Raw genomic sequence first — 23,343 nt, 5'->3', positions numbered from 1 at the left:
CGAGCTTAGTTGGCGGCGGCCGGCTGTTGCGACTGCTGGGCCGGAACCGACATGCGGTTGAACGACAGGGTCGGCAGGGCCGCGTTCAGGCGCTGAATCGCCGTGTCGGTCAGGTCCATGGCCGGGTTCATCATGAAGACGCTCTCGCGGTCCAGCAACAGGCCGCAGCCCTTCTCCTGGTAAAGGGCGGTCAGGATCGGCGACACGGCCTCGGTGATGGCCTGGCGTTGCATGGCCAGGGTGTAGCGCAGTTCGTTCTCGCGCGTGCCTTCCAGCTGCTGGGCCTCTTGAGCGCGCTGCTGCAGTTGCTGGCGGCGCTGCTGCAGCTCAGCGGCCGGCAGGCTGGCGCCCGAGGTCTGCAACTGCTGGGCTTCCGACTGAATGGCCGTGGCGTAGGGCTGAAGCTCGCCCTGAACTTCCTGGGCCAACTGTTGCATGCGGGCTTCGACAGCCTGACCGGCGGCCGACTGGGCCAGCAGGCGGGCGTTGTAATAGACGCAGACGCCCGGAATGACCGGACCAGGGTTAGCGGGCGCAGCGGCCGATTGGGCCGAAGCGGCGGTGGCGACCAGAGAGGCGGCCGCCGTGGCGGCGATGATCAGAGCTTTCATGGGGTAATCCTCGTGCGAGCGCTTTTGCGTCGCTTCCTTAGAACTGGGTGGAGGTCGAGAAGCGGAAGGATTCCGTCTTGTCGTAGTCTTCCTTGGAAAGAACCTTCGAGATGTCGAACCGGATGGGACCCATCGGCGACTTCCAGTGGATGCTGACGCCGGCCGAGGCCCGCAACGACAGTTCGTCGGCAATGCTGGTGTCGACCGTGCCGGACGTGGTCAGCTTATACCGGTCATCCAGCACGCCCAGGGTACCGACGTCGGCGAACAGCGAGGTCTTGATGCCATATTGTTCGGGCAGATAGTTCGGCAGGGTCAGTTCGACAGTGCCGATGGCGTAGAAGTTGCCGCCCAGGGCGTCGGTCGTATCCAGATCGCGCGGCCCCATGCCGGCGGTTTCGAAACCGCGGAAGCTGTTCCCGCCCTTGAAGAAGCGGTCGTTGATCCGGATCGGATCGCCGTTCCAGCCGCTGATATAGCCGGTCGAGCCCTGAACGCTGACGACCCACTGCGGCGTGAAGCCGTAGTACCAGGCCGCATCAGCCTCGGTCTTCACATAGTTCACATCTCCGCCCAGACCGGCGAAGTCCTGGCGCAACGAACTGGACCAGCCGCGCGTCGGCCGCACCGGGTCGTTGGTGAAGTTCATCTGCAGCGTATAGCCGATCGACGAGTTGATATAGCTGCCGACCTGGTCGCACAGGGCCGACGAACCGCTGCCGGTCGTGCTGCAATAGCCGTCGGGCACGATGATCTCGTCCGACTTCAGGAAGTAGCGGGTGCTGAGCAGCATATTGCCGTTCAGCGGATAGGACAGCCGCAAGCCGCCGCCGGTCGAGCGGTAGTCGTACGACGAATATTCGCTGAGATCATAGCGTGAGTGGAACAGGTCCCAACCGGCGCGCAGATCGCGGCCCAGGAACTTCGGCTCGGTAAAGCGGAAATCGACCTGCTGACGCAGCGAGCCCCATTCCATCCGGGCAACGACGTTCTGGCCCCGACCGCGGAAGTTCCGCTCCGAGATGCCCAGATTGACCGTGAAGGAGTCCACCGAACTGAACCCGGCGCCGACCGACAGCTCGCCGGTCGGTTGCTCTTCGACATTGACGTTGATGACCGACCGATCCGGCGCGCTGCCGCGCGTCTCTTCGATCTTCACGTCCTTGAAGAAGCCGAGCGCGCGCAGATTGTTGCGCGACCGCTCCATCAGGGCGCGGTTGAAGGCGTCGCCTTCGGTCAGCATCAGTTCGCGACGGATGACCGGGTCGATGGTGCGGGTGTTGCCGACCACATTGATGCGGTCGATGTAGACCCGCTGGCCTTCGGAAACGTTGAAGGTCACGTCCACCGTGTCGGTGTCGGGATTGGCGCGATAGGTCGGGTTGATCTCGACGAAGGCGTAGCCGGCCGATCCGGCGGCGAAGGTCAGGGCGTCGACCGCCTGCTCGATCTTGTCGCTCTCGTAGAGCTGACCTTCACGAATCGGCACCAGCGCCTTCAGGAACTGGGCGTTCAGGCGGTCATTCTCGGTGATGACGTCGATCTTGCCGAAATTGTACTTGTCACCCTCGTTCAGCGTCAGCGTGATCTGGAACGCCTGATCATCCGGCTGGAGTTCGGCGACCGACGAGATGATGCGGAAATCGTAATAGCCGCGGTTCGTATAGAATTTGCGCAGTTGCTCCTGGTCATAGTCCAGGCGGTTCGGATCGTAGTTGTCGTTGCTGGAGAAGAACTTCCACCACTGCGAGCGCTCCGTCACCATGACGTCGCGCACGTCGTTGTCCGAGAAGGCGTGGTTGCCCAGAACATTGATGGCGCTGATGCCGGTCTGGGGGCCTTCGTTGATCTCGAAGATCACATCGACGCGGTTCTGTTCAAGCTGCACAAGCTTGGGCTTCACGGTCGCAGAAATGCGGCCTTGCAGGCGATACAGTTCGACGATGGCGCCGACATCTTCCTGCACCTTGGCGCGAGTGTAGATGCCGCGCGGCTGAAGCGTGACTTCCTTGGTCAGCTTGTCCTGCGACAGGGCGCTGTTTCCCTCGAACACCACCTGGTTGATGATCGGGTTCTCGACGATCTGGACAATCAGGTCGCCGTTCTGAACGCCAAGCTGCACGTCGGCGAACAGGCCGGTGCGCGACAGGGTCCGAACAGCGACGTCCAGGACCGAAGCATCAACGGTGTCGCCTGGCCGGATGGGCAGATAGGACAGCACGGTCGTCTGATCGATCCGCTGCGCGCCCTGCACCAGGATACGATTGACGGTCAGCGTCTGGGGCGCAGCGATCTCGACGCGCGGCGGCTGTCCATCGGCGGGCGCGGCCTGCGGCTCCGGGGCCGACTGCGCCAAAGCGGGAGCCCCCAACCCAGCGGCGACGGCCAGCGCGAGGAGGCTGCTACGGGCGCCCAGTCGGACGGCGGCGCGAGATTTCATGTCGTTCATTCTGAAAACCATCGGGGGCTGGCGTCGGCTCACGAGACGAGCCCGCCGAGGAATTGAAAGATGTTGAGCTTCTGTAGGTCGTTCCACGTCGCGAACAACATAAATCCCGCCAGAAGCGCAAGACCTGCGCGATAGCCCATTTCCTGATACCGCGCCGCCACGGGCCGCCGAGCCACGGCTTCATAGCCGTAGAAAAGCAGATGGCCGCCGTCCAGCACAGGAATGGGCAACAGGTTTAGAAAGCCGATTCCGATCGAAAGTATGGCGGCGAAGGTTGTCAGCGTCAGCAGAAGATTGATCGCAATGGCTCCCGGGTCCGGATTGGCCTCGACCGCAGCCGTCGTCAGGGATCCGGTCGCCTTGGCTATGCCCAGCGGACCGCTGAACTGATCGCCGGACTCGCGGCCCGTCACCAGGCGTCCAAGGTAGGTCAAGGTCGAGCCGATGACGTCGCCGGTCTGACGCACGCCTTCAGCCACGGCCTCCACCGGACCATAGCGGACATGACGCACGTCGCCCGGCGCCGGCGCCAGCCCGAGGCCGATACGACCGACCTTGACCCGCCCGGCGATGGGATCGTTTTCCTCACGACGTTGCGGCGTCGCGATCAGTTCCACGGCCTGCCCCTTGCGTTCGACGGAAAACCGAACCGGGTCGCCGCTCGACAGCATGACGGTGCGCGTCACCTCGCCTCCGTCCTTGATCGCCTTGCCGTTCACGCCGGTGATCAGGTCACCGACCTGGAAGCCCGCGGCGGCGGCAGGCGAACCGGCCTGGACCTGAGCCACGCGGGCGGGCCGCAGCTGGGTCCCCACGCTCATGAAGACAATGGCGAAGATGGTGATGGCCAGAATGAAGTTGGCCACCGGGCCGGCCGCGACGATCAGCGCGCGTTGCCAAACCGGCTTGAAGTGAAAATAGTCACGCTCTGCGCCCGGACCGCCCTCGGCGATCACCCGCTGGCGCAGCTCGGCCAGTCCTGCCTGGTCGGGCACGCTGGAGGCGTCCAGATCGCCCGAGAACTTCACATAGCCCCCCAGGGGCATCCAGCCGAACCGCCATTCGATGCCGTGACGGTCGGTACGGCTGAAGATCGCCTTGCCGAAGCCGATAGCAAAACGGTCCACCTTCACGCCGAAGGCGCGGGCGACCAGGAAGTGACCCAGCTCATGAATGGTGACGATAAAGGTCAGCACCAGCAGGAACGGCACGATGTAGATCAGGATCTGACCCAGGGCGCCCAGCATTGTAAAATCGTCTCCCCAGGCCGATCAGGCCGCGTTCGCCAATCCGGCGATTATAGCCCCGGCCATCAGACGGGCCTCGGCATCGACCGAAAGGGCCGCGCCACAGGCGTCTCCAGAGCCGAAAACCATCCCCGCTTTCGTCGCACGCTCAAGGGTTTCGGCGACGACTGCGGCAATATTGAGAAAGCCCAGCTTGCGGTCAAGAAATGCGAAGGCCGCGACCTCGTTCGCGGCGTTGAACACGGCCGGCGCCGCGCCCCCTGCGGCCAACGCCTGGCGCGCCAGATCAAGGGCCGGAAACCGCGCCAGATCGGGCGCCTCGAACGTCAGCCGGCCCAAGGCGGCAAGGTCCAGCCTGGGTGCAGGCCAGGCGATCCGATCGGGCCAGGCCAGGGCGCAGGCGATCGGCGTGCGCATGTCTGGCGGCCCCATCTGGGCCAGGGTCGAACCATCCACATATTCCACAAGGCTGTGGATAATCGACTCCGGGTGGACGACGACCTCGATCCGCTCCTGCGGCATGGCGAACAGATAGGCCGCCTCGATCATCTCCAGGCCCTTGTTGGCCATGGTGGCGCTGTCGACCGAAATCTTGGCGCCCATGCTCCAATTCGGGTGGGCGACGGCCTGTTCGGGCGTGACTCCCGCCATCTGGGCGCGCGACGTCTGCCGGAACGGACCGCCGGACGCCGTCAGCACCAGTTTCGCCACCTGTTCGGGCGCCTCGGCGGGAAAGACCTGGAAGATGGCCGAATGCTCGGAATCGACCGGGATCAGCCGCCCCCCTGCCCGCTTGACGCGCTCGATCAGCGCGGGTCCGCAACAGACCAGGCTCTCCTTGTTCGCCAAAGCCAGGATCGCGCCTGTGTCCGCCGCCGCCCAGGCCGACTTCAGACCCGCCGCTCCGACGATGGAGGCCATGATCCAGTCCGCCGGCCGCGTCGCCGCCTCGACAATTGCCGCCTCGCCCGCCGCCACAGCCACGCCGGTTCCAGCCAGAGCGTCTCGCAGATCGTCCAACCTTGCGGGGTCAGCCGTGACCGCCAGCTTCGGTTTCCAACGCCGCGCCTGCTCCGCCAGTTTCGCGATATTGGCGCCGCCGGTCAGGGCCTCGACTTCGAAACCGCCCGTGCCCGTCGCCTCAGCCTGATCCATCAGATCGAGCGTCGATGAGCCGACCGAGCCCGTCGAGCCCAGCACCGTAACCCGACGCCGGATCAAGACGCGCCCCGTTCCAGAAGAAGCACCAGCAGACGGCCGGCCGCCACCACGACCACGGCGAACATCAATCCGTCCACGCGGTCCAGCAGGCCTCCATGCCCGGGAATGGTGTTGCCCGCGTCCTTGACCCCGAACCGCCGCTTGAGCGCCGATTCCCAAAGATCGCCCGCCATGGTCGCCAGCGCCGCGGCCAGCCCCAGGATCGCGCCCCAGAAAATCGTCAACCGCCCCATGTCGAACCATGCCGTCAGCGCCGCACCGGCGACCGCGCCCGCCAGGATGCCGCCGACAAAGCCGGACCAGGTCTTGTTGGGGGAATAGCGCGGCCACAACTTGGGTCCGCCGAAGGTGGAACCCGCCAAATAGGCCAGGATATCCGCCGACCAGGTGACCGCGAAGACCAGCGCCGTCCAGTGCAGCCCGACTGGGCTTTCGCCGTCACGCAGCCAGATCAGCAGGATCGACGGCCAGCCCAGATAGAGAACGCCATAGGCCGCATCGATCGCCTGCTGTCCCTGTTTGCGGGCGTAGAGGCCTGCCGCAGCCGCGCCGAACACCAGAACGACAAAGGCCACGGACATGACGCCGAAATAGGCGCTGACGACAGAGGCCATGACCGCGAGCGCGACAGCGACGCCGACCGGGCGTCGGGCTCTCGGCGCGCTCATCGCCCCCCATTCGAACGACAGCACCACGCTGGCGGCCAGAACCAGCGCCAGGAACCAGACGCCCCCGAACCAGGTGGCCGCGACGGCAGCTGGCGCAAGCACGGCGGCTGAGGCCGCCCTCAGCGCGATATCACGTCCCTTGACCGCCATCAGGCCGACACACAGGCAGGCGCGGGTTCTCGTCCGCCATAGCGCCGCTCACGTTGGGCGAAGGCGGCGACGGCCTCGCCCAAGGCCTTGGGGCCGTAGTCGGGCCACAGGATGTCCTGGAATACCAGTTCGGCATAGGCCGCCTCCCAAAGCAGGAAGTTCGACAACCTCTGCTCGCCCGAGGTGCGGATAATCAGATCCAGCGGAGGCGACCCCGCGGTCGCCAGCCCTGCGGCGAAATTCTCTTCGTTCAGCGGCTCGGTCGTCTCGCCTGCCAATATCCGTTCCGCATGCCGCCGCGCAGCATCGACCAGATCGGCCCGGCCGCCGTAGTTGAAGGCGACCTGAAGCATGAACTTATCATTGTGAGCCGTTTGCGCCTCGGCCTTGTCGATAATGGCGGCGATGTCGTTGGGCAGCCCCTCGCGACGCCCGAGGATACGCAGACGCACACCCGCTTTTTCCAGCCGCGCCAGGTCGCTGGCGACATAGGTCCGCACCAGCCCCATCAAGTCCGAGACCTCTTCGGCTGGACGGCTCCAATTCTCGGTCGAGAAGCCGAAGACGGTCAGGCAACGGATGCCGAAGTCCGGCGCGGCCTGGATCGTCCGTTTCAGCGCCTGGACGCCTTCGCGGTGGCCCAGGGCGCGCGGCAGACCCCGCGCCTTAGCCCAGCGGCCATTGCCGTCCATGATGATGGCGACATGGCGCGGTCCATCCGGACCCGGGCCTGAAGGCGCGGCGCTGTCTGCCGTCATCTGTCGTTCGATCCCTTCAGGCCCAAGTGATCCGCCTCAGACCTGCATGATCTCTTGTTCCTTGGTCTTCAAGGCCTCGTCGATGCGCTTGATGGCGGCGTCCGTCTCCTTCTGGATATCCGCCTCCAGCTTCTTCTGTTCGTCCTGGCTGATCTCGCCGGCCTTCTCGGCCTTCTTCAGATCGTCATTGGCGTCGCGGCGCACGTTGCGCACGGCGATCTTCTGCTGCTCGGTGTATTTGCCGGCCAGCTTGACCAGGTCCTTGCGGCGCTCCTCGGTCAGGGGCGGAACAGGAATACGCAGGGTCTGGCCGTCGACGATGGGGTTCAGGCCCAGGTTGGCGTTGCGAATGGCCTTTTCAACGGCGACCACCATGCCCTTGTCCCAGACGTTCACGGAGATCATCCGCGGCTCGGGCACGCTGACAGCAGCCACGGCGGTCAGAGGCGAGGCCGACCCATACGCTTCAACCCGCACGGGCTCCAGCAAGCCGGCGTTGGCGCGTCCGGTGCGCAGGCCGCTGAACTCTTCCTTCAGCGCCACGACCGCCTTCTCCATGCGATCGCGATAGGTTTTCACTTCGGGCTTGGCCATGGTCTTAGTCTCTCTTGTCTTGAACGGTCGTCCGAACGATCAGGCGGGGTCCTGAATGATCGTGCAGGTGCCTTCGCCGGTCAGGGTACGGCGCAGCGAATCGTCTTCCCGGATCGAGAAGACGACGATCGGAATACCCGTGTCGCGCATCATGGCGATGGCGGAGGCGTCCATGACCCGCAGATCCTTGGCCAGCACGTCCTGATAGGTCAGGGTCTCGTACCGGGTGGCGGTCGGGTCCTTCTTGGGGTCGGCGGTATAGACGCCGTCCACGCTGGTGCCCTTCAGCAGGGCGTCGCAGCCCATTTCGGCGGCGCGCAAGGCGGCGCCCGAGTCCGTGGTGAAGAAGGGCGCGCCGACGCCGGCGGCGAAGATCACCACGCGACCCTTTTCAAGATGACGCAGAGCGCGACGACGGATGTAGGGCTCGGCAATGGCGGCCATCGGAATGGCGCTCTGCACGCGGGTCGAGACGCCGATCTTCTCCAGCGCCGACTGCATCGCCAGGGCGTTCATGATCGTCGCCAACATGCCCATATAGTCGGCCTGGGCGCGTTCCATGCCCGCAGCCGCCTTGGACAGGCCGCGGAAGATGTTGCCGCCACCGATCACCAGGCAGATCTCGACGCCCTCGGCGGCGACCTGCGACACGGCCTTGGCGACCGTGTCCACGGTCTTCATATCGACGCCGAAGGACTGATCGCCCATCAGCACCTCGCCGGAAACCTTCAGCAGGACGCGTTTGTAGCGGAAGTTCGAGGGGGCGTCGGGCATGCGGGTGGGTCCGTTGTCTGCGGCGCCGTTGAATCAGGCGACTTCTTATAGACGAAGGGCGCGCCGACCATCAAAGCCGAACGCGCCCTTCTGATAGAAATCCCTCACGAATGAGGGAGTGAGGCTTAGTTGCCGCCCATCATCGAGGCGACTTCGGCCGCGAAATCGGGGCCTTCGACCTTCTCGACGCCTTCACCCAGCGCCAGGCGGACGAAGCCGGCCAGGTGCAGGTTGGAGGAGCCTAGTTCCTTGGCCGAGTTGGCGACCAGCTGTTCGATGGTCACGTCCGGGTCCATGACGAACGGCTGCTTGGACAGCACCACGTCCTTCTGGAACTTGTTGATCTGGCCTTCCACGATCTTGGCGATCATGGCTTCCGGGCGACCTTCTTCCTTGGCCTTTTCGGTCAGAACGGTGCGTTCCTTCTCGATGGCGGCCGGGTCAAGGTCGTCGGTGTTCAGCGACAGCGGGGCGGTGGCGGCCACGTGCATGGCGATCTTGCGGCCCAGTTCGCGCAGAGCGGTCTTGTCGCCCTCGCCTTCCAGAGCGACCAGCACGCCGATACGGCCCACGCCGGGCGAAACCGCGTTGTGGACGTAGGTCGAGACGACGCCTTCCGACACCGACAGGCGAGCGGCGCGGCGCAGTTGCATGTTCTCGCCGATGGTGGCGATCATGTTGGTCACTTCGTCCTGGACCGTCTTGCCGGCTTCCAGCTCGGCGCCGTGCAGGGCTTCAACCGAATGATGCTCCAGGCCCAGTTGGGCGAACGACTTGGCGGCGTTCTGGAACAGCTCGTTACGGGCGACGAAGTCGGTCTCGGCGTTGAATTCGATGGCGGCGGCGACTTCGCCCTTGCCGTCTTCCTTGGACGCCACGGCGACCAGGCCTTCAGCGGCGACGCGGTCGGCCTTCTTGGCGGCCTTGGACAGGCCCTTGGCGCGCAGCCAGTCGATCGCTGCTTCGATATTGCCGTCGTTTTCGACCAGCGCCTTCTTGCAGTCCATCATGCCGACGCCCGAGCGCTCGCGAAGTTCCTTCACGAGGGCGGCAGTGATCTCGGCCATGTTCTTCTCCTTGGGGGATTTCGTATGTGGGAACGGCCGGGCTGACTTAGCCCGGCCGTGTGTCAGTTCAAACCACGGCCCTCTTATTGCGCTATCGCTTGCCGCACGGCGGCTCGCTGCTTTAGCGCGAAGGCCGTCAGGCGTTTAGCCTGCAGCCTGTTCGGTCTCGACCGCGTCCAGGGCTTCGGTGTTGGCCGAGGCGTCGTCCGAGGCCAGCATCTCAGCGGCGACTTCTTCCGTGCCGGCCGGGGCGGCTTCGGCTTCGACCGGGGTCGAGGCTTCACGCAGCATGGGCTCTTCCGGATTGATCGCAGCGCCCAGGTCAACGCCCGAGGCGGAGGCGCCGGCAGCCAGACCGTCCAGAACGGCGTCGGCGATCAGGTCGCAGTAGGTCTGGATGGCGCGCGCGGCGTCGTCGTTGCCGGGGACCGGATAGGTGATGCCGTCCGGGTCCGAGTTGGTGTCCAGGATGGCGATGATCGGGATGTTCAGCTTGCGAGCTTCCTGGATCGCGATCGCTTCCTTGTTGGTGTCGATCACGAACATGATGTCCGGGATCGAACCCATGTCCTTGATGCCGCCCAGCGACAGTTCCAGCTTGTCCTTCTCGCGCTGCAGGTTCAGCAGCTCCTTCTTGACGCGGCCTTCGCCGCCGTTCTCGAGGATGCCTTCCAGCTCGCGCAGACGGGCGATCGAGCCCGAGACGGTGCGCCAGTTGGTCAGCGTGCCGCCGAGCCAACGGTTGTTCATGTAGTACTGGGCGCAGCGCTTGGCGGCTTCGGCGACCGGGTCGGCGGCCTGGCGCTTGGTGCCGACGAACAGGACGCGACCGCCCTTGGCGGCGACGTCACGCACGGCCACCAGAGCCTGGTGGAACAGCGGCATCGTCTGCGACAGGTCGATGATGTGGATGTTCGAGCGCGAGCCGAAGATGTAGCGGTCCATCTTCGGGTTCCAGCGGTGCGTCTGGTGGCCGAAGTGAGCGCCAGCTTCCAGCAGGGTGCGCATAGAGAATTCAGGCAGAGCCATGATCGTTCAGTCCTTTTTCCGATCAAACGTGGCGCGGGGATTAAAGGTCTGAGGACCCTCGGAATGGAGCGTGTCGGGATGTCTCCCCGAAACGCGCCTCGCCCGCGTTGCGAAGTGCGGGGGCCGTGTAGGCGGGATGGCCCGGAATAGCAAGCGCTGCGTCCAGAAAGACGAAAGGCGGCCCCTTGCGGGACCGCCCTCGTCTTCAACCTGGGGGATCAAACTACATGGCGTTGACCAGGGCCTGGGCCCGGTCGCGGTGCTTCGTGATGGTGGGGATCATTTCCCGCGCCAAGGTCGCCAGGGCCGGGGCGTCGGAATTGTCCGAGAAGCCGTTCAGCAGCGTCAAAGTCTCGTTGTGAGCGGCCACCTGCTGATCCAGATAGACCCTATTGAAATCGTCAGGCGCGGCGGCGTTCAGATTGTCGATCATGCCTTGGCGGCGCTGGTCCAGCATCGTCGGCATTGTGACGTCCGATGCAGCGGTGGAAGCCGTTGATCGCAGCTTTTCGCCGGCGGCCGTATGATCCTCCTCGATCATCGAGGCCAAGGCCTTTACGTCGGCGTTGTTGGACTTGGTCTGGGCGACACGGGCCGCCTCAATCTCGTACATATTGCCTACCGCCAAGTTCGTGACGAAACCATCGACGGTGTTGGCGCCCAGAGTGGCGGCGGAGGTCTGCCCGACCATGCCGGCGGCTGCGTCCTGCGTCGCGTTGACAGCCTCGCTGGTGTTCTGAGCCGCAGTGTCGTCGCCCTGGTTACAGGCAGCAAGAAGAGCCAGCGACGCGGCGCCGACGATAAGAATATTCTTCATTGGTTGTCTCCCTTGAGACCCTCAAAACCCCTGCCCCACAACGAGGTTCCATGATTTCATAAGCTTAGCCATATTCCGCCCTGGGCATTCCGACCCTCGCCCATTTCACCAAACGGTGATATCCTGACGTGAAAAATGGGGGATGCGGCTATGGCTTGGCGAGCCAGCCTAGGGGCGATTTTTGCTGCGGCGGCCCTCGGGGCCGGCGTCGCGTGGACACAGGCGCAGCCTCAGCAGGCGAACCGACCGCCACCCGCAGGCCCGGCGCCGGCGGAGGTTCCCCTGCCTCGAAGTCGCGCGGAACAGGCCGCAGTCGTTCTCGCGCGACAGGATCCGCTGGCCGGTCGGCTCCGCAGCATTTTGGGCCAGGACAGAGCAACGGCGCCGCTCCTATCGCAGATCGAGGCCTCGCTCGTCCCGGTGCTTGGCCCCGCCGATCCCGGCCTGCTACGCAGCGCCCGCTTCTATCCGGGCGACCGCCAGTACACGCTGGTCGTCCGCAAGGAAGGCTTGATCGTCGAGATTTTCGGCTCGATCCGCGCGCTTCAGTCACCGACGGGCGTTGCGCCCCTCGCTCCTGTTTCCGTTGCGCCTCAGCCTCGAGCCCTCGCGAGAGCGCCCGCGCCGGCCGCGGCCACGGCCACGGCCACGCGCAGCTTGGCGGCAGAGCGGGGCCTCACGCAGGTTTATACCGAACAGACGGAATATGGCGTCGATGTCGCCTTTGTCCGGTTCGGCGCCGCCTATAATCTGACCTTCGTCTGTGACTCTATGGGGCCGCCGGATTGTACGGAGCCGGCCGCCTTGGCCTTCGCCGCGTCTCTGCAACTGCTGGGCGGAGGCGGACAGTGAAACGTCTGGCCCTCCCCGCGCTTCTTCTGCTCGCCGCCTGTTCACCATCGGGCTGCGGCCAGACGACGCCCCCAGCGGACGCCCCGGCGACGCCATCCACGCCTCCCGTCGCGCCGGCTGAACCGCCGCCCACTCCGCCGGCGCCCGAGCCCGTCACCTGGCCGCGCGAACCCGCCGGGAGCCTTTATCCAGGGTCTGGCGCCGGAGCGACGGACGCCACCCTGTGGGCGCCGGGGATGCGGTTTCCCATGGAGGCGGCGCCGGCCTTCGCCAACTCCCAAGTCTACGGCTACGGCGGCTATCAGGCGCCGGGGCCCGGCGGGCAGTGCGACAGTCGGAACTACGACTATCCGTGGCGGGACAATTTCTGCGAAAGCCGGTCCTGGACCAATGGCATGTGCCCCAGCGGCAAGGGGCACCAGGGGCAGGACATTCGGCCTTCGACCTGCGTGAAGAAGGTTCACGCCGTGGTCGCCGCCGAGTCCGGCACGGTGACCTCGATCGGCAGCTACACTGTGTTCATCCAGGGGGCCAGCGGTCGGATCTACCGCTATCTGCACATGGACATGCCGGGCGTGCGGGCCCTGATCCACGAGGGCCAGGCCGTGACCCGGGGGCAGAAGATCGGCACGGTCTCGGCCGACTTCGGCGGGAACGCCACGACCATCCATCTGCACTTCGAGATCAAGGCGCCGGTAACCTCGGGCGGATCGACGGCGGTGATCTTCGTTCCGGTCTATACCAGCCTGGTGGACAGTTATGGACGGCTGTTGAACACCCCCGGCGAGGCCTGATCCCCGTCAAGGGGCGTCGGGCAGGCTGTATTCCAGGTCGTAGCGGTGTTCGCCCTCGACGATGGTCAGATGGAAGACGCCGCTGATGCCGGCCAGTTCACCCTCGCCCGAACCGGGGACGATGGTGATCAGGAGGTCCTGCGCGCCGGCGTCCATCACCCCACGATGGACCATGGCGAAGGCGCCGTGGCGACCGTCCAGCACGCCCGTCACCCGCTCCATGGCGACATAGGCGCCCGACCCGCCCTTCAGGACGCCCAACATCTCGCCGGCGCCGCTGCCTTCAAACGCGCCGTGAAAGGTCTTGGCCAGCAGCATGCGACCCGGGGCCCCGGTGGGCGCGTCCGGGTCGGGCGCGACGGGCGTGATCTGGACGTCGAAGGTTCCGACGGCGTGGGACATGACGGGGCTCCTGACGGCGGGCGCTGCCGCCTTTGCTATGGGGGCGGGATCGGAGACGCCGGACAACAGGGCGGCGGTCAGGACCAACGCGATCATCAGGCCTCCTCCAACATCAGCACGCCCGGCGCAGACTTCAGCGCGCCGCGCAGGGCGCCGTCGAGCCGGTAACGGCCGGGCAATTTGACCTCGACCTCCTGAAGGCCTTCCAGCGAGGCGATCAGCGACACCTCGCCGCCCTTGCCGATGGCGCCCGAACGCGCCCGTTCCAGACGCGCCTTCAGGGCGTCGGCGTCGGCGGTGCGGGCCGAGACATGGATACGCAGCCCGATGTTGGCGTCGTCCAGCAGATTGTCCATCTTGCTGGCGTCGTCGCCGAAGAACCGCACCTCGCCTTCGGACGCCTTGGCGCGGACCCGCACCATGACCGAGGCGCCGGGCTCCAGCACCTCACGGCATTTACGCAGTTGTTCGGGCGGGAAAAGGCATTCGAACTCGCCGGTCGGATCCGAGAAGGTGACGAAGGCGAACTTCTCGCCAGTGCGGGCGCTGGCCCGTTCCTGCTTGCGACGCACCACCCCGGCCATCTGGAAGGCCTCGTGGCCGGATTCCGCCAGGGGGATGGCCTCGGCGACGAAGGTGACGCGCTTGCGTTTCAGGGCCGAGGTCATCTCGTCCAGCGGGTGGCCCGACAGATAGAAGCCGACAGCGGACAGTTCATGGTCCAGCCGTTCCGGCCCGACCCAGGGTTCGACGCTTTTCAGACGCGGCCGCCCCACATGGGCCTGGTCGCCGCCGAACAGACTGACCTGGGACGAGGCGCGCTCGGCCGCCACGCTCTGGCAATAGGCCATCAGGACGTCGGCCTGTTCGACCAGCTGGCGGCGGTTGGGGTGGATGCTGTCGAAGGCGCCGGCCTTGGCCAGGCCTTCCAGCGCGCGCTTGTTGACGCTGCGCGGATCGACCCGCTCGAGGAAGTCGAAGATGTCGGCGAACCGGCCCCCGGTCTGGCGCACCTCGATCACGTGGCGCATCGCCTCGAGCCCCACGTTGCGGATGGCCCCCAGGGCGTAGAGAACCGAGCCCCGGCTGTCGTCCCAGGCCACGTCGAAGTCGGCCGAGGAGCGGTTGATGTCGGGCGGCAACACCGGCACGTCGAACCGTTTGGCGTCCTGATAGAAGACCGCCAGCTTGTCGGTGTTCGACAGGTCCAGGCTCATCGACGCCGCGAAGAATTCGACCGGATGATTGGCCTTCAGCCAACCGGTCTGGAACGAAATCAACGCATAGGCGGCGGCGTGCGACTTGTTGAAACCATAGCCGGCGAACTTGGCCACAAGGTCGAAGATCGAGCCGGACTGGGTCTCGGGAACGGTCTTCTCCAAGGCGCCCTTGACGAAGCGCGCCCGCTGGAAGTCCATCTCCTCCTTCTTCTTCTTGCCCATGGCGCGACGCAACAGGTCGGCCTCGCCCAGGCTGTAGCCCGCCAGGATCTGGGCGATCTTCATCACCTGTTCCTGGTAGATGATGACGCCATAGGTCTCGGTCAGCACCTCTTTCAGGCTGGGGTGGAGATAATCGACCTCGGCCCGGCCGAACTTCCGGTCGATATAGGTGTCGATCATCTCCATCGGCCCCGGCCGATAGAGCGAGATCAGGGCGGTGATCTCCTCGATGGAGCCGCAGCGCATCTTGCGCAGGGTGTCGCGCATGCCCTGGGATTCCAGCTGGAACACCCCGACGGTCTGGCCCGAGGCCATCAGCTCATAGGTGCGGGCGTCGTCCAGCGGCAGACCGCTCCAGTCCGGCGCCGCGCCGCGCCGCTCCAGATAGCCGCGCGCCCGGTCCAGAACGGTCAGGGTCTTCAGGCCCAGGAAGTCGAACTTCACCAGACCCGCCGGCTCGACCCATTTCATGTTGAACTGGGAGGCCGGAATGGTGGAGCGCGGATCCTGATACAGGGGCACCAGCTCGACCAGGGGCCGGTCGCCGATGACGATGCCGGCGGCGTGGGTCGAGGCGTTGCGGTATAGCCCCTCCAGCTCCAGCGCGGTTTCCAGCAGGGTGCGGACCGCAGGCTCGGCGTCCCTCGCCTCCTTCAGGCGCGGCTCGAGGTCGATGGCCTGGGCCAGGGTGACCGGGGCAGCCGGGTTGTTCGGCACCATCTTGCAGAGCCGGTCCACCTGGCCCAGCGGCATCTGCAACACCCGGCCGACGTCGCGCAGCACGGCCCGCGCCTGAAGCGTGCCGAAGGTGATGATCTGGGCGACCCGGTCCTTGCCGTAGTGGGCCTGGACATAGTCGATCACCTCTTCGCGCCGCTCCTGGCAGAAGTCGATGTCGAAGTCGGGCATGGAGACCCGTTCGGGGTTCAAGAACCGCTCGAACAGCAGGCCGAACCGCAAGGGGTCCAGATCGGTGATGGTCAGGGACCAGGCGACCAGCGACCCGGCCCCGGAGCCCCGCCCCGGCCCCACCGGAATGCCGTGTTCCTTGGCCCATTTGATGAAGTCCGACACGATCAGGAAATAGCCGGGGAAGCCCATCTGCTGGATGATGCCGACCTCCCACTCCAGCCGGCTCCAGTATTCCTCGACCGGCACGGCCGGCGTGATCTGGCTGAGACGGACCTTCAGTCCCTCGCGCGCCTGGTGGGCCAGTTCGTCGGCCTCGGACCGCCCCGCCCCAGTGTCGAAGCGCGGCAGGATGGGGGCGTGGGTCTTGACCAGGAAGGCGCAGCGCCGGGCGATGTCGATGGTGTTGTCGCAGGCCTCGGGCAGGTCGGCGAACAGGGTCCGCATCGCCTCGGCCGACTTGAACCAGTGTTCCCCGGTGATGCGGCGACGGTCCTCCTGGCCTGTGAAGGCGCCGTCGGCGATGCACAGCAGGGCGTCGTGGGACTTCGCCTGGGCCGCCTTGGCGTAATAGACGTCATTGGTGGCGACCAGGGGGACGTCGTTGGCATAGGCCCATTCGACCAGACCCGGCTCGGCCCGCCGCTCGTCGTCCAGGCCGTGGCGCTGAAGCTCGACGTAGAAGCGGTCGCCAAAGACGGATTTCATCGTCGCCAGGGCGGCCGCCGCCTCTGTCGTCTTGCCCTGGGCGAACAGGGGATCGACCGGGCCATCGGGGCCGCCCGACAGCAGGATCAGGCCTTCGGACCGCGCCTCGATCAGGCTCCAGGCCACGCCGGGCTCGGCCATTTCGCCGGCGTCCAGATAGGCCGAGGACGACAGGGCGCACAGATTGCGCCAGCCCGCCTCGTTCTGGGCCAGCAGAACCACGGTCGGGGTCTTGGCCCAGCGGACGGCCTGCTGGCCGCCGATGCCCAGGACCGGAAGCGCACAGGCGACGATCGGCTGGACGCCCGCGTCCTTGGTGTACTGGCTGAACTCGAGCGCGCCGAACAGATTGGATCGGTCGGCGATGGCCACAGCCGGCATGCCCGCATCGGCCGCCAGCTTGCCCAGTTTGCCCGCCTTGATCGCGCCCTCCAGCAGCGAATAGGCCGAGCGGACCCGCAGATGGACGAAACCCTGACCTTCTGCCGCGCTCACCCGTACACTCCTTCAGCTTGAATGCAGATAAGACCCCGACTCGGTCACCGCACCAATGGCGCCCAGCGCCTTGGCGCTAAAACAGGGTGACAAGGCGCCAAACGTGCCAATGGCCTGCCTGTCAGACCGAGGTGACCATCAGGGCCGCCTGCCAGGCCATCCAGACGAAGCCGCCGCACGATGCAAGCGACAGCAGATCTCTCATCAAACGCGGCATGGTCTTATCCCCAGGTCGATCAATGTTCCTGACTTGTTCTATGTTCCCCCATTGTTCTCGTCAACCCCCACTGTTAGCCCCAGGCGGGCGGGGTTGAAACCAATCGGCCCGGCGCGTCGTATGGGCTTTGCAGAAAGGGAGATGTCCCATGCCCAAGACCCGCACCTTCGCCGCCGCCCTGGCCCTGTCGCTGATCGCCGGCCTGTCCGCCCAGAGCCGCGCCGACGCGCAGAACCAAGCCGCCACCCAGACCGCCGTCTTCGCCGGCGGCTGCTTCTGGTCCGAGGAAAAGGCGTTCGACGGCCTGCCCGGCGTTCGCTCGGCGGTGTCTGGCTTCGTCGGCGGCCAGACGGCCAACCCGACCTATGAGCAGGTGGTGCGCGGCGGCACCGGCCATATGGAGGCGGTCCAGGTCACCTTCGACCCGCGCGTCGTCAGCTATCGCGCCCTGGTCGACCGCTACTGGCGCACCATCGATCCGACAGACCCGGATGGACAGTTCTGCGATCAGGGGCCGTCGTATCGCGCGGCCGTCTTCGCCACGGCGGATCAGCGCGCGGCGGCGATCGCGTCGCGCGACGCGGCGATGCGGGGGCTGGGCAAGAGCTTCACCACCCCGGTCGTCGGCGCCCAACGGTTCTGGCCCGCCGGAGCGGCGCATCAGGACTACGCCCGCCGCCACCACGCCCACTACGAAGCCTACCGCCAGGGCTGCCGCCGGCCCCAACAGCTGCGCGCCATCTGGGGCGACGCGGCGGTGGGGTGATTGGGACAGGACGCCTCTCTTCAAACGCAGCGATGTTGCCGAAGTCCATGAATGAGTCGTCCTGCCATGCTCGACGGCCTCCTATTGTTATCATCAGCCCTATTGCCAACTAAGGCTTCGCTTCCCATCCTGCGCTCAAGGAGATCGCCCCATGGAAGTCCAAGAGGCCATTCGTCTCGCAAAAGGCTACGTCACCGACGTCTTTCAGGAGGAAGAGCCGACGAATGTCGGTTTGGAGGAGGTCGAATTCGACGAAACAGACCAGATCTGGAACGTGACCATTGGCTTTTCACGTCCTTGGAACAGCACCAAGTCGCTGATTGCTAACCTCTCCGGTGAAGCTCCTCCGAAGAAGCGCGCCTACAAGATCGTTCGCATACGTGACAACGACGGCAAGATGGTCGCCATCAAACGCCGCGACCCGATCACGTCCGAGTAGTGGTCCGCTCTTTTGTCGCGCTGGACACCAACCTCGCCATTCTCTTAGCGGTGGGAGCGGCGGACCCGGATTACATCACCCGGCATAGGCGCCTACGTGCTTATGACAAGGCAGCGTTTCATCTGCTTGATGCATGGCTGAGCGCCGCAGATGGCCTCGTCTGGTGTCCACACGTGCTGGCAGAAACCTCGAACCTTACTCGATACGTCAACGATCCAATTAAAACTGAAGTCTCCCGCATTCTAGCCTCTCTGATCGACCGATATCCCGAGGGTAAAGTGACCAGTGCGAACGCCGCCTCACACCCGGCCTATCTTCGGTTGGGCCTAACGGACAGCGTGTTGTTACGACTGGCTGAAACAGGCGCGACCCTGCTGACCGACGACCTCGATCTGCATCTCGCCACGCTCAGCGCCGGTCATGCCAGCATCAATTTCAACGAGTTGAGAGACCAAGCCTATCAATAAGCCTGGCTCTCGGCCGCCCGCTCTTCCAGATGGCCGTCCTTCAGGGCGAAGACACGGTCCATGTGGCCGGCCAGTTCCATATTGTGGGTGGCGATCAGGGCGGCGACGCCCGTGGTCTTGGCCAGGTCGCGCAGGGATTCGAACACGGACTGGCTGGTGGTCGGGTCCAGGTTGCCGGTCGGCTCGTCGGCCAGCAGCAGGCGCGGTTTGTTCGCCAGGGACCGGGCGATGGCGACGCGTTGTTTCTCGCCGCCCGACAGTTGCGCCGGCTGGTGGGTCAGGCGTTCGCCCAGGCCCAGGGTCGTCAGCGTCTCCTCGGCTTGGCGGCGCGCCTGGGCCAGGCTCATGCCCGCGATCCGCATCGGCAGGGCGACGTTATCGCGGGCGTCGAACTCGGCCAGCAGATGGTGAAACTGATAGACGAAGCCGATCCGCGACAGGCGCAGATGGGTGCGGGCGCGCTCGTCCAGATCGCCCACCATTTCGCCGTCGATGGCGACCGTGCCCTCGGTCGGCTTCTCCAGCAGGCCGGCGGCGTGCAGCAGGCTGGACTTGCCCGAGCCCGAGGGGCCGATCAGGCCGACCATCTCGCCCGGCATGACGTCCAGATCTACGCCCTTCAGCACGGTCAGGCCGCCGTTGGCGGTGTCATAGGTGCGGGTCAGGCCGCGCACCGACAGAATGGGACTACTCATAGCGGAGCGCCTCCACGGGATCGATACGGGACGCCGTCCAGGACGGCGGCAGGCTGGCCAGGCAGCTCATGCTGAAGGACAGCAGGGCGACCCAGGTCACGTCCATCGGATCGACCAGGGCCGGGATGGCGTCCAGTTGATAGACGTCCGCGTTGAACAGCTGCACGCCCAGCACAGCCTCGATGGCGTGCTGGATGGCCCCGATGTTCCAGCAGAACAGCAGGCCCAGGGCCAGGCCCGCCAGGGTGCCTGCGACGCCGATCATGGCGCCGGACATGAAGAAGATGCGCAGGATGGCCGACGGGCTGGCGCCCACCGTCCGCAGGATGGCGATGTCGCGCGTCTTGTTCTTCACCAGCATGACGATGCCGGAGATGATGTTCATGGCGGCGATGGCGACGACCAGGCCCAGGATGATGCTCATGGCCACCCGCTCAACCCGCAGGGCGCCGTAGAAGGCGGCGAGGCGTTCGCGCCAGTCGCTGATCACCGAGCCGGGCCCAGCGGCGTCGCGGATGGCGGGGGTCAGTTGGGCGACGCGGTCGGGATCATCGACCTTGATCTCGATGACGTCCCAGACGCCCTCCTTGCCGAAGAACAACTGGTGCTGCTCCAGCGGCATGAACAGATAGGCGCGGTCGAAATCGGCCGTGCCCGAGCGGAACAGGCCGCCGACGAAATAGGTCTTTTCCAGACCGCCCAGATTGCCGAAGGCGCTGTCGGCGCCGGTCGGGGAATAGAGGGTGACGGGATCCCCGACCCGCAGCCCCAGGGAGTTGGCCAGGGCCGCCCCCATCAGGATGCGGTCGCCGCCATAGGCGCCCTTGCCGAAGTCGGCGCGTTCCTTGGGCGTCAGGCTGTCGAACACATATTTGGTGGTGGCCAGATCCTGAGGCCGCACGCCGCGCACCATGGCCCCCGTGGTGAAATTGCCGACCCGGACCAGGCTCTGGCTTTCGTTCAGCGGCGTGACGCTGACCACGCCGGGCACGTCAGCGATCCGCTTCAGGGCCGCGTCCCGATCTTCCGACGTCAGCACCGCCCCCTGGACGTACATATGGCCGTTGAACGACAGCATCCGACCCAGCAACTCCGAGCGGAAGCCGGCCATGATGCTCATGACGCTGATCAGCACCGCGACGGCCAGCATGATGCCGACGAAGCTGATCACGGCGATGGTCGCCACCCCGCCCTCCTTGCGCTTGGCGCGGAGGTAACGGAGGGCCAGGCCGATCTCCCACGAGGAGAAGGCGCCGGAAGGACGGGACGGCAGGTTCAAGCAGTCAACCTTTCGATGGCTGCGGCCAGGGGCACTGACACCTTCTCGCCGGTGGCGCGGCGCTTCAGCTCGACCACGCCGTCGGCCAGGCCCTTGGGACCGATGGTCAGCTGCCACGGCACGCCGATCAGGTCGGCGGTGGCGAACTTGCCGCCCGGCCGTTCGTCGGTGTCGTCGTACAGCACGTCCTTGCCCAGTTTCTCGAGCTGGGCCACCGCGTCCTCGCAGGCGGCCGAGACGGCGGCGTCATTGGCGCGCAGATTGATCACGACCACGTCGAACGGGGCCACGGCGTCGGGCCAGATGATGCCGCCCTCGTCGTGGCTGGCCTCAATGATGGCGCCCAGCAGACGCGACACGCCGACGCCGTAGCTGCCCATATGGACATTGGCGTCCTGGCCGTCCGGCCCGGCGACCTTGGCCTTCATCGGGGCCGAATATTTCTCGCCGAAATAGAAGATGTGGCCGACCTCGATGCCGCGCGCCGAGAGGCGGTCGCCCTCGGCGGTCTCGGCCTCGAACCGGGCTTCGTCGTGCATTTCCTCGGTCGCAGCATAGAGCGCGGTTCGTTGATCAACGATTGACTGAAGATCGTCCCAGTCCACGTCCGCGCCCGGCGCCGGCATTTCGACCAGGGCCTTGTCGCAGAAGACCGCGCTCTCGCCCGTCTCGGCCAGGACGATGAATTCGTGGCTCAGGTCGCCGCCGATCGGGCCGGTGTCGGCGCGCATCGGCACGGCCTTCAGGCCCATGCGGGCGAAGGTGTTCAGATAGGCCACGAACATGCGGTTGTAGGCCTTGCGGGCCGAGGCCTCGTCCACGTCGAAGGAATAGGCGTCCTTCATCAGGAACTCGCGGCCGCGCATCACGCCGAAGCGGGGGCGGCGCTCGTCGCGGAACTTCCACTGGATGTGAAACAGGTTCAGCGGCAGCGACTTGTAAGACTTCACATAGGCCCGGAAGATGTCGGTGATCATCTCCTCATTGGTGGGCCCGTACAGAAGCTCGCGCTCGTGACGGTCGGTGATGCGCAGCATCTCGGGGCCGTAGGCGTCATAGCGGCCGCTCTCGCGCCACAGGTCGGCCAGTTGCAGGGTCGGCATCAGCAGCTCGACCGCCCCGGCCCGCTGCTGCTCTTCGCGCACGATCTGCTCGATCTTGCGCAGCACCCGCAGGCCCAGCGGCAGCCAGGCGTAGATGCCGGCGGCCTCCTGCTTGATCATGCCGGCGCGCAGCATCAGCTGGTGCGAGACAATCTGGGCGTCCGAAGGGGCTTCCTTCAGCGTGGGCAGGAAAAAGCGCGACAGGCGCATGATGGGGAATCCTAGGCGTAGAGACAGACCAAGGCTTTAGCCGCTGGACCGGGGCGAAAGCTAGGCCGGGTTGGGGATTAGACGGCCGGCGCGCGCGAGAAGTCCGGCAGGGGCAGCCAGCCGGTGAAGATCAGCACCATGACGAAGGCCCAGACGATGGCCGCGACCCAGGTGGTGGTGAGGAATTTGCGCTTCAGGTTCGGCGTGGTCGGCGCGCCCCATTGCGCCCCGTCCGTCGGCGGCGTGTGGGTTTCGCGCGAGGTTCCCAGCGGCAGAACCGCGAACAACACCGTCCACCAGACGATGATGTAGATGCCGAACATGGTGGCGGGGCCGATGGGCATGAGACCTCCTGTCCAGACTTTGGCGTCCGGTTGAAACCGGTCTAGAGGATCAGCCTCCCCACGACGAGTCCCCGCCATGCCGCAGATCACCCTGGAATACACCCGCCACCTGGCTGACGCCGACTGGACCCCGGTCGCACTGGAGATCCACCAGGCCGCCGTCGAGATCGCCGGCGCCGCCCTGTCGGCCTGCAAGACCCGGCTGATCGCCCTGGATCACGTCGTCATCGCCGACGATGCGCCGGAGACCGCCATGCTGGCCTGCCGCATCGGCCTGATGCTGGGCCGCACGCCGGAGCAGAAGATCGCGCTGAGCGAACGGGTGCTGGAGATCCTGACCGCCGCCCTGCCCCAGCCGACCGGCAAGGTCGAGGTGTCGGCCGAGGTGTTCGAACTGAACGAGACCTATCGCAAGACCACGATCGGCTAAGCGGATATCGGCCTGGCCGCCTTCAGGGATGCGGCCGACCGACGCCGTAGCGGGCCGCCAGATAGGGGGCGATGGCGTGGTCTTGCAGGAAGCGACGCCCGGTCGTTTCGCTGACCTGGGCCTCGGGCCAGTCCAGTTCGCCGTCCAGGATCAGGATCGGGCAGCTCTGATGCGCTTCGCCGACCTCGGCGATGACCGGCGGGCGCGGCCGGGCATGGTCCAGATAGACCACCTCAAGCGCCTCCCGCAACTGGGGGTAGAAGGCCAAGACGCCCTCGATATAGGCGCCGGCCGGGCAGAACCAGGGGCCGCCCTGGTCGTCGCGCCAGTCGGGATTCAGCAGGAAGAGTCGTTCAGTCATGGACGAGATATAGCTGAACTTGCGCGAAGCTCGCGACGCCTATTG

The 23,343-nt window shown here is 65.7% G+C and carries 24 protein-coding genes; 6 read left to right on the top strand and 18 right to left on the bottom strand.

Features of this window, described 5'->3' with window-relative positions:
* Positions 1–5: 5 nt before the first annotated feature.
* The 11 genes from ACW177_RS08600 to ACW177_RS08550 all read right to left on the bottom strand — a co-directional run bounded on the left by ACW177_RS08600 (position 6) and on the right by ACW177_RS08550 (position 11,385).
* Positions 6–611, bottom strand: a complete 606-nt coding sequence (locus ACW177_RS08600) for an OmpH/Skp family outer membrane protein (protein WP_492025313.1) — start codon at positions 609–611, stop codon at positions 6–8.
* Between the two features lie 37 nt (positions 612–648).
* The gene (gene bamA, locus ACW177_RS08595; protein WP_492025312.1) at positions 649–3,060 is read right to left on the bottom strand and encodes an outer membrane protein assembly factor BamA; all 2,412 of its coding nucleotides are present in this window, start codon (positions 3,058–3,060) and stop codon (positions 649–651) included.
* Positions 3,061–3,089: 29 nt separating this feature from the next.
* The gene (locus ACW177_RS08590; RefSeq protein WP_492025311.1) at positions 3,090–4,307 is read right to left on the bottom strand and encodes a M50 family metallopeptidase; all 1,218 of its coding nucleotides are present in this window, start codon (positions 4,305–4,307) and stop codon (positions 3,090–3,092) included.
* Positions 4,308–4,331: 24 nt separating this feature from the next.
* Entirely contained in the window at positions 4,332–5,528 is a 1,197-nt protein-coding gene (dxr, locus tag ACW177_RS08585) for a 1-deoxy-D-xylulose-5-phosphate reductoisomerase (protein WP_492025310.1), read from the bottom strand.
* Positions 5,525–6,346: a phosphatidate cytidylyltransferase gene (locus tag ACW177_RS08580; protein WP_492025309.1), complete on the bottom strand. Its 822-nt coding sequence runs from the start codon at positions 6,344–6,346 to the stop codon at positions 5,525–5,527. The genes dxr and ACW177_RS08580 overlap by 4 nt, the downstream gene beginning before the upstream one ends.
* A complete protein-coding gene (gene uppS / locus ACW177_RS08575; RefSeq protein WP_492025308.1) occupies positions 6,346–7,104 on the bottom strand; it encodes a polyprenyl diphosphate synthase in 759 nt (252 codons plus the stop codon). The genes ACW177_RS08580 and uppS overlap by 1 nt, the downstream gene beginning before the upstream one ends.
* Positions 7,105–7,140: 36 nt before the next feature.
* Positions 7,141–7,698, bottom strand: coding sequence for a ribosome recycling factor (gene frr, locus ACW177_RS08570; RefSeq protein WP_492025307.1), 558 nt, complete (start codon positions 7,696–7,698; stop codon positions 7,141–7,143).
* Between the two features lie 39 nt (positions 7,699–7,737).
* Positions 7,738–8,472, bottom strand: coding sequence for a UMP kinase (gene pyrH / locus ACW177_RS08565; RefSeq protein WP_492025306.1), 735 nt, complete (start codon positions 8,470–8,472; stop codon positions 7,738–7,740).
* A gap of 125 nt (positions 8,473–8,597) precedes the next feature.
* Complete coding sequence (tsf, locus tag ACW177_RS08560) at positions 8,598–9,539, bottom strand: translation elongation factor Ts (protein ID WP_267513680.1); 942 nt, start codon at positions 9,537–9,539, stop codon at positions 8,598–8,600.
* A 144-nt stretch (positions 9,540–9,683) separates the two neighbouring features.
* Complete coding sequence (gene rpsB, locus ACW177_RS08555; RefSeq protein ID WP_492025305.1) at positions 9,684–10,568, bottom strand: 30S ribosomal protein S2; 885 nt, start codon at positions 10,566–10,568, stop codon at positions 9,684–9,686.
* A gap of 223 nt (positions 10,569–10,791) precedes the next feature.
* Positions 10,792–11,385 (bottom strand): DUF4142 domain-containing protein, encoded by a 594-nt coding sequence (locus tag ACW177_RS08550; protein ID WP_492025304.1) that lies wholly within the window; start codon positions 11,383–11,385, stop codon positions 10,792–10,794.
* 360 nt (positions 11,386–11,745) lie between these two features.
* Here ACW177_RS08550 and ACW177_RS08545 point away from each other — a divergent pair, with 360 nt between their 5' ends.
* Both ACW177_RS08545 and ACW177_RS08540 read left to right on the top strand, forming a co-directional pair.
* Positions 11,746–12,237 (top strand): hypothetical protein, encoded by a 492-nt coding sequence (locus tag ACW177_RS08545; protein WP_492025303.1) that lies wholly within the window; start codon positions 11,746–11,748, stop codon positions 12,235–12,237.
* The gene (locus ACW177_RS08540; protein WP_492025302.1) at positions 12,234–13,031 is read left to right on the top strand and encodes a M23 family metallopeptidase; all 798 of its coding nucleotides are present in this window, start codon (positions 12,234–12,236) and stop codon (positions 13,029–13,031) included. Before ACW177_RS08545 ends, ACW177_RS08540 begins: the two co-directional genes overlap by 4 nt.
* Before the next feature lie 6 nt (positions 13,032–13,037).
* On the opposite strand, the gene ACW177_RS08535 is transcribed toward ACW177_RS08540, so the two are convergent.
* Positions 13,038–13,529, bottom strand: coding sequence for a DUF3224 domain-containing protein (locus ACW177_RS08535; protein WP_492025301.1), 492 nt, complete (start codon positions 13,527–13,529; stop codon positions 13,038–13,040).
* Positions 13,529–16,987 carry a DNA polymerase III subunit alpha gene (dnaE, locus tag ACW177_RS08530; RefSeq protein ID WP_492025300.1) on the bottom strand — a complete coding sequence of 1,153 codons (3,459 nt, stop codon included), beginning with the start codon at positions 16,985–16,987 and terminating at the stop codon, positions 13,529–13,531. The genes ACW177_RS08535 and dnaE overlap by 1 nt, the downstream gene beginning before the upstream one ends.
* 365 nt (positions 16,988–17,352) lie before the next feature.
* Here dnaE and msrA point away from each other — a divergent pair, with 365 nt between their 5' ends.
* From msrA to ACW177_RS08515, 3 genes are all read left to right on the top strand, one after another.
* Entirely contained in the window at positions 17,353–17,970 is a 618-nt protein-coding gene (msrA, locus tag ACW177_RS08525) for a peptide-methionine (S)-S-oxide reductase MsrA (protein ID WP_492025299.1), read from the top strand.
* A 151-nt stretch (positions 17,971–18,121) separates the two neighbouring features.
* Complete coding sequence (locus ACW177_RS08520) at positions 18,122–18,409, top strand: hypothetical protein (protein ID WP_492025298.1); 288 nt, start codon at positions 18,122–18,124, stop codon at positions 18,407–18,409.
* Positions 18,409–18,876: a PIN domain-containing protein gene (locus ACW177_RS08515; RefSeq protein ID WP_492025297.1), complete on the top strand. Its 468-nt coding sequence runs from the start codon at positions 18,409–18,411 to the stop codon at positions 18,874–18,876. Before ACW177_RS08520 ends, ACW177_RS08515 begins: the two co-directional genes overlap by 1 nt.
* Here ACW177_RS08515 and ACW177_RS08510 read toward each other — a convergent pair.
* The 4 genes from ACW177_RS08510 to ACW177_RS08495 all read right to left on the bottom strand — a co-directional run bounded on the left by ACW177_RS08510 (position 18,870) and on the right by ACW177_RS08495 (position 22,507).
* Complete coding sequence (locus ACW177_RS08510; protein ID WP_492025296.1) at positions 18,870–19,571, bottom strand: ABC transporter ATP-binding protein; 702 nt, start codon at positions 19,569–19,571, stop codon at positions 18,870–18,872. The two genes, ACW177_RS08515 and ACW177_RS08510, sit on opposite strands and share 7 nt — an antisense overlap.
* Entirely contained in the window at positions 19,564–20,850 is a 1,287-nt protein-coding gene (locus tag ACW177_RS08505; RefSeq protein WP_492025295.1) for a lipoprotein-releasing ABC transporter permease subunit, read from the bottom strand. The genes ACW177_RS08510 and ACW177_RS08505 overlap by 8 nt, the downstream gene beginning before the upstream one ends.
* The gene (proS, locus tag ACW177_RS08500; RefSeq protein WP_492025294.1) at positions 20,847–22,163 is read right to left on the bottom strand and encodes a proline--tRNA ligase; all 1,317 of its coding nucleotides are present in this window, start codon (positions 22,161–22,163) and stop codon (positions 20,847–20,849) included. The genes ACW177_RS08505 and proS overlap by 4 nt, the downstream gene beginning before the upstream one ends.
* 77 nt (positions 22,164–22,240) lie before the next feature.
* Positions 22,241–22,507 (bottom strand): DUF1467 family protein, encoded by a 267-nt coding sequence (locus ACW177_RS08495; protein ID WP_492025293.1) that lies wholly within the window; start codon positions 22,505–22,507, stop codon positions 22,241–22,243.
* A gap of 76 nt (positions 22,508–22,583) precedes the next feature.
* Between ACW177_RS08495 and ACW177_RS08490 the strand changes: the two genes are divergently transcribed.
* Positions 22,584–22,937, top strand: coding sequence for a 5-carboxymethyl-2-hydroxymuconate Delta-isomerase (locus ACW177_RS08490; RefSeq protein WP_492025292.1), 354 nt, complete (start codon positions 22,584–22,586; stop codon positions 22,935–22,937).
* A gap of 22 nt (positions 22,938–22,959) precedes the next feature.
* Here the strand turns inward: ACW177_RS08490 and ACW177_RS08485 are convergent, their stop codons facing one another.
* Entirely contained in the window at positions 22,960–23,298 is a 339-nt protein-coding gene (locus tag ACW177_RS08485) for a DUF3088 family protein (RefSeq protein WP_492025291.1), read from the bottom strand.
* Positions 23,299–23,343: the final 45 nt, after the last annotated feature.

It is taken from the genome of Brevundimonas sp. AVps23W (assembly GCF_058681395.1).
This window is presented reverse-complemented; position numbering and strand designations above follow the sequence as displayed.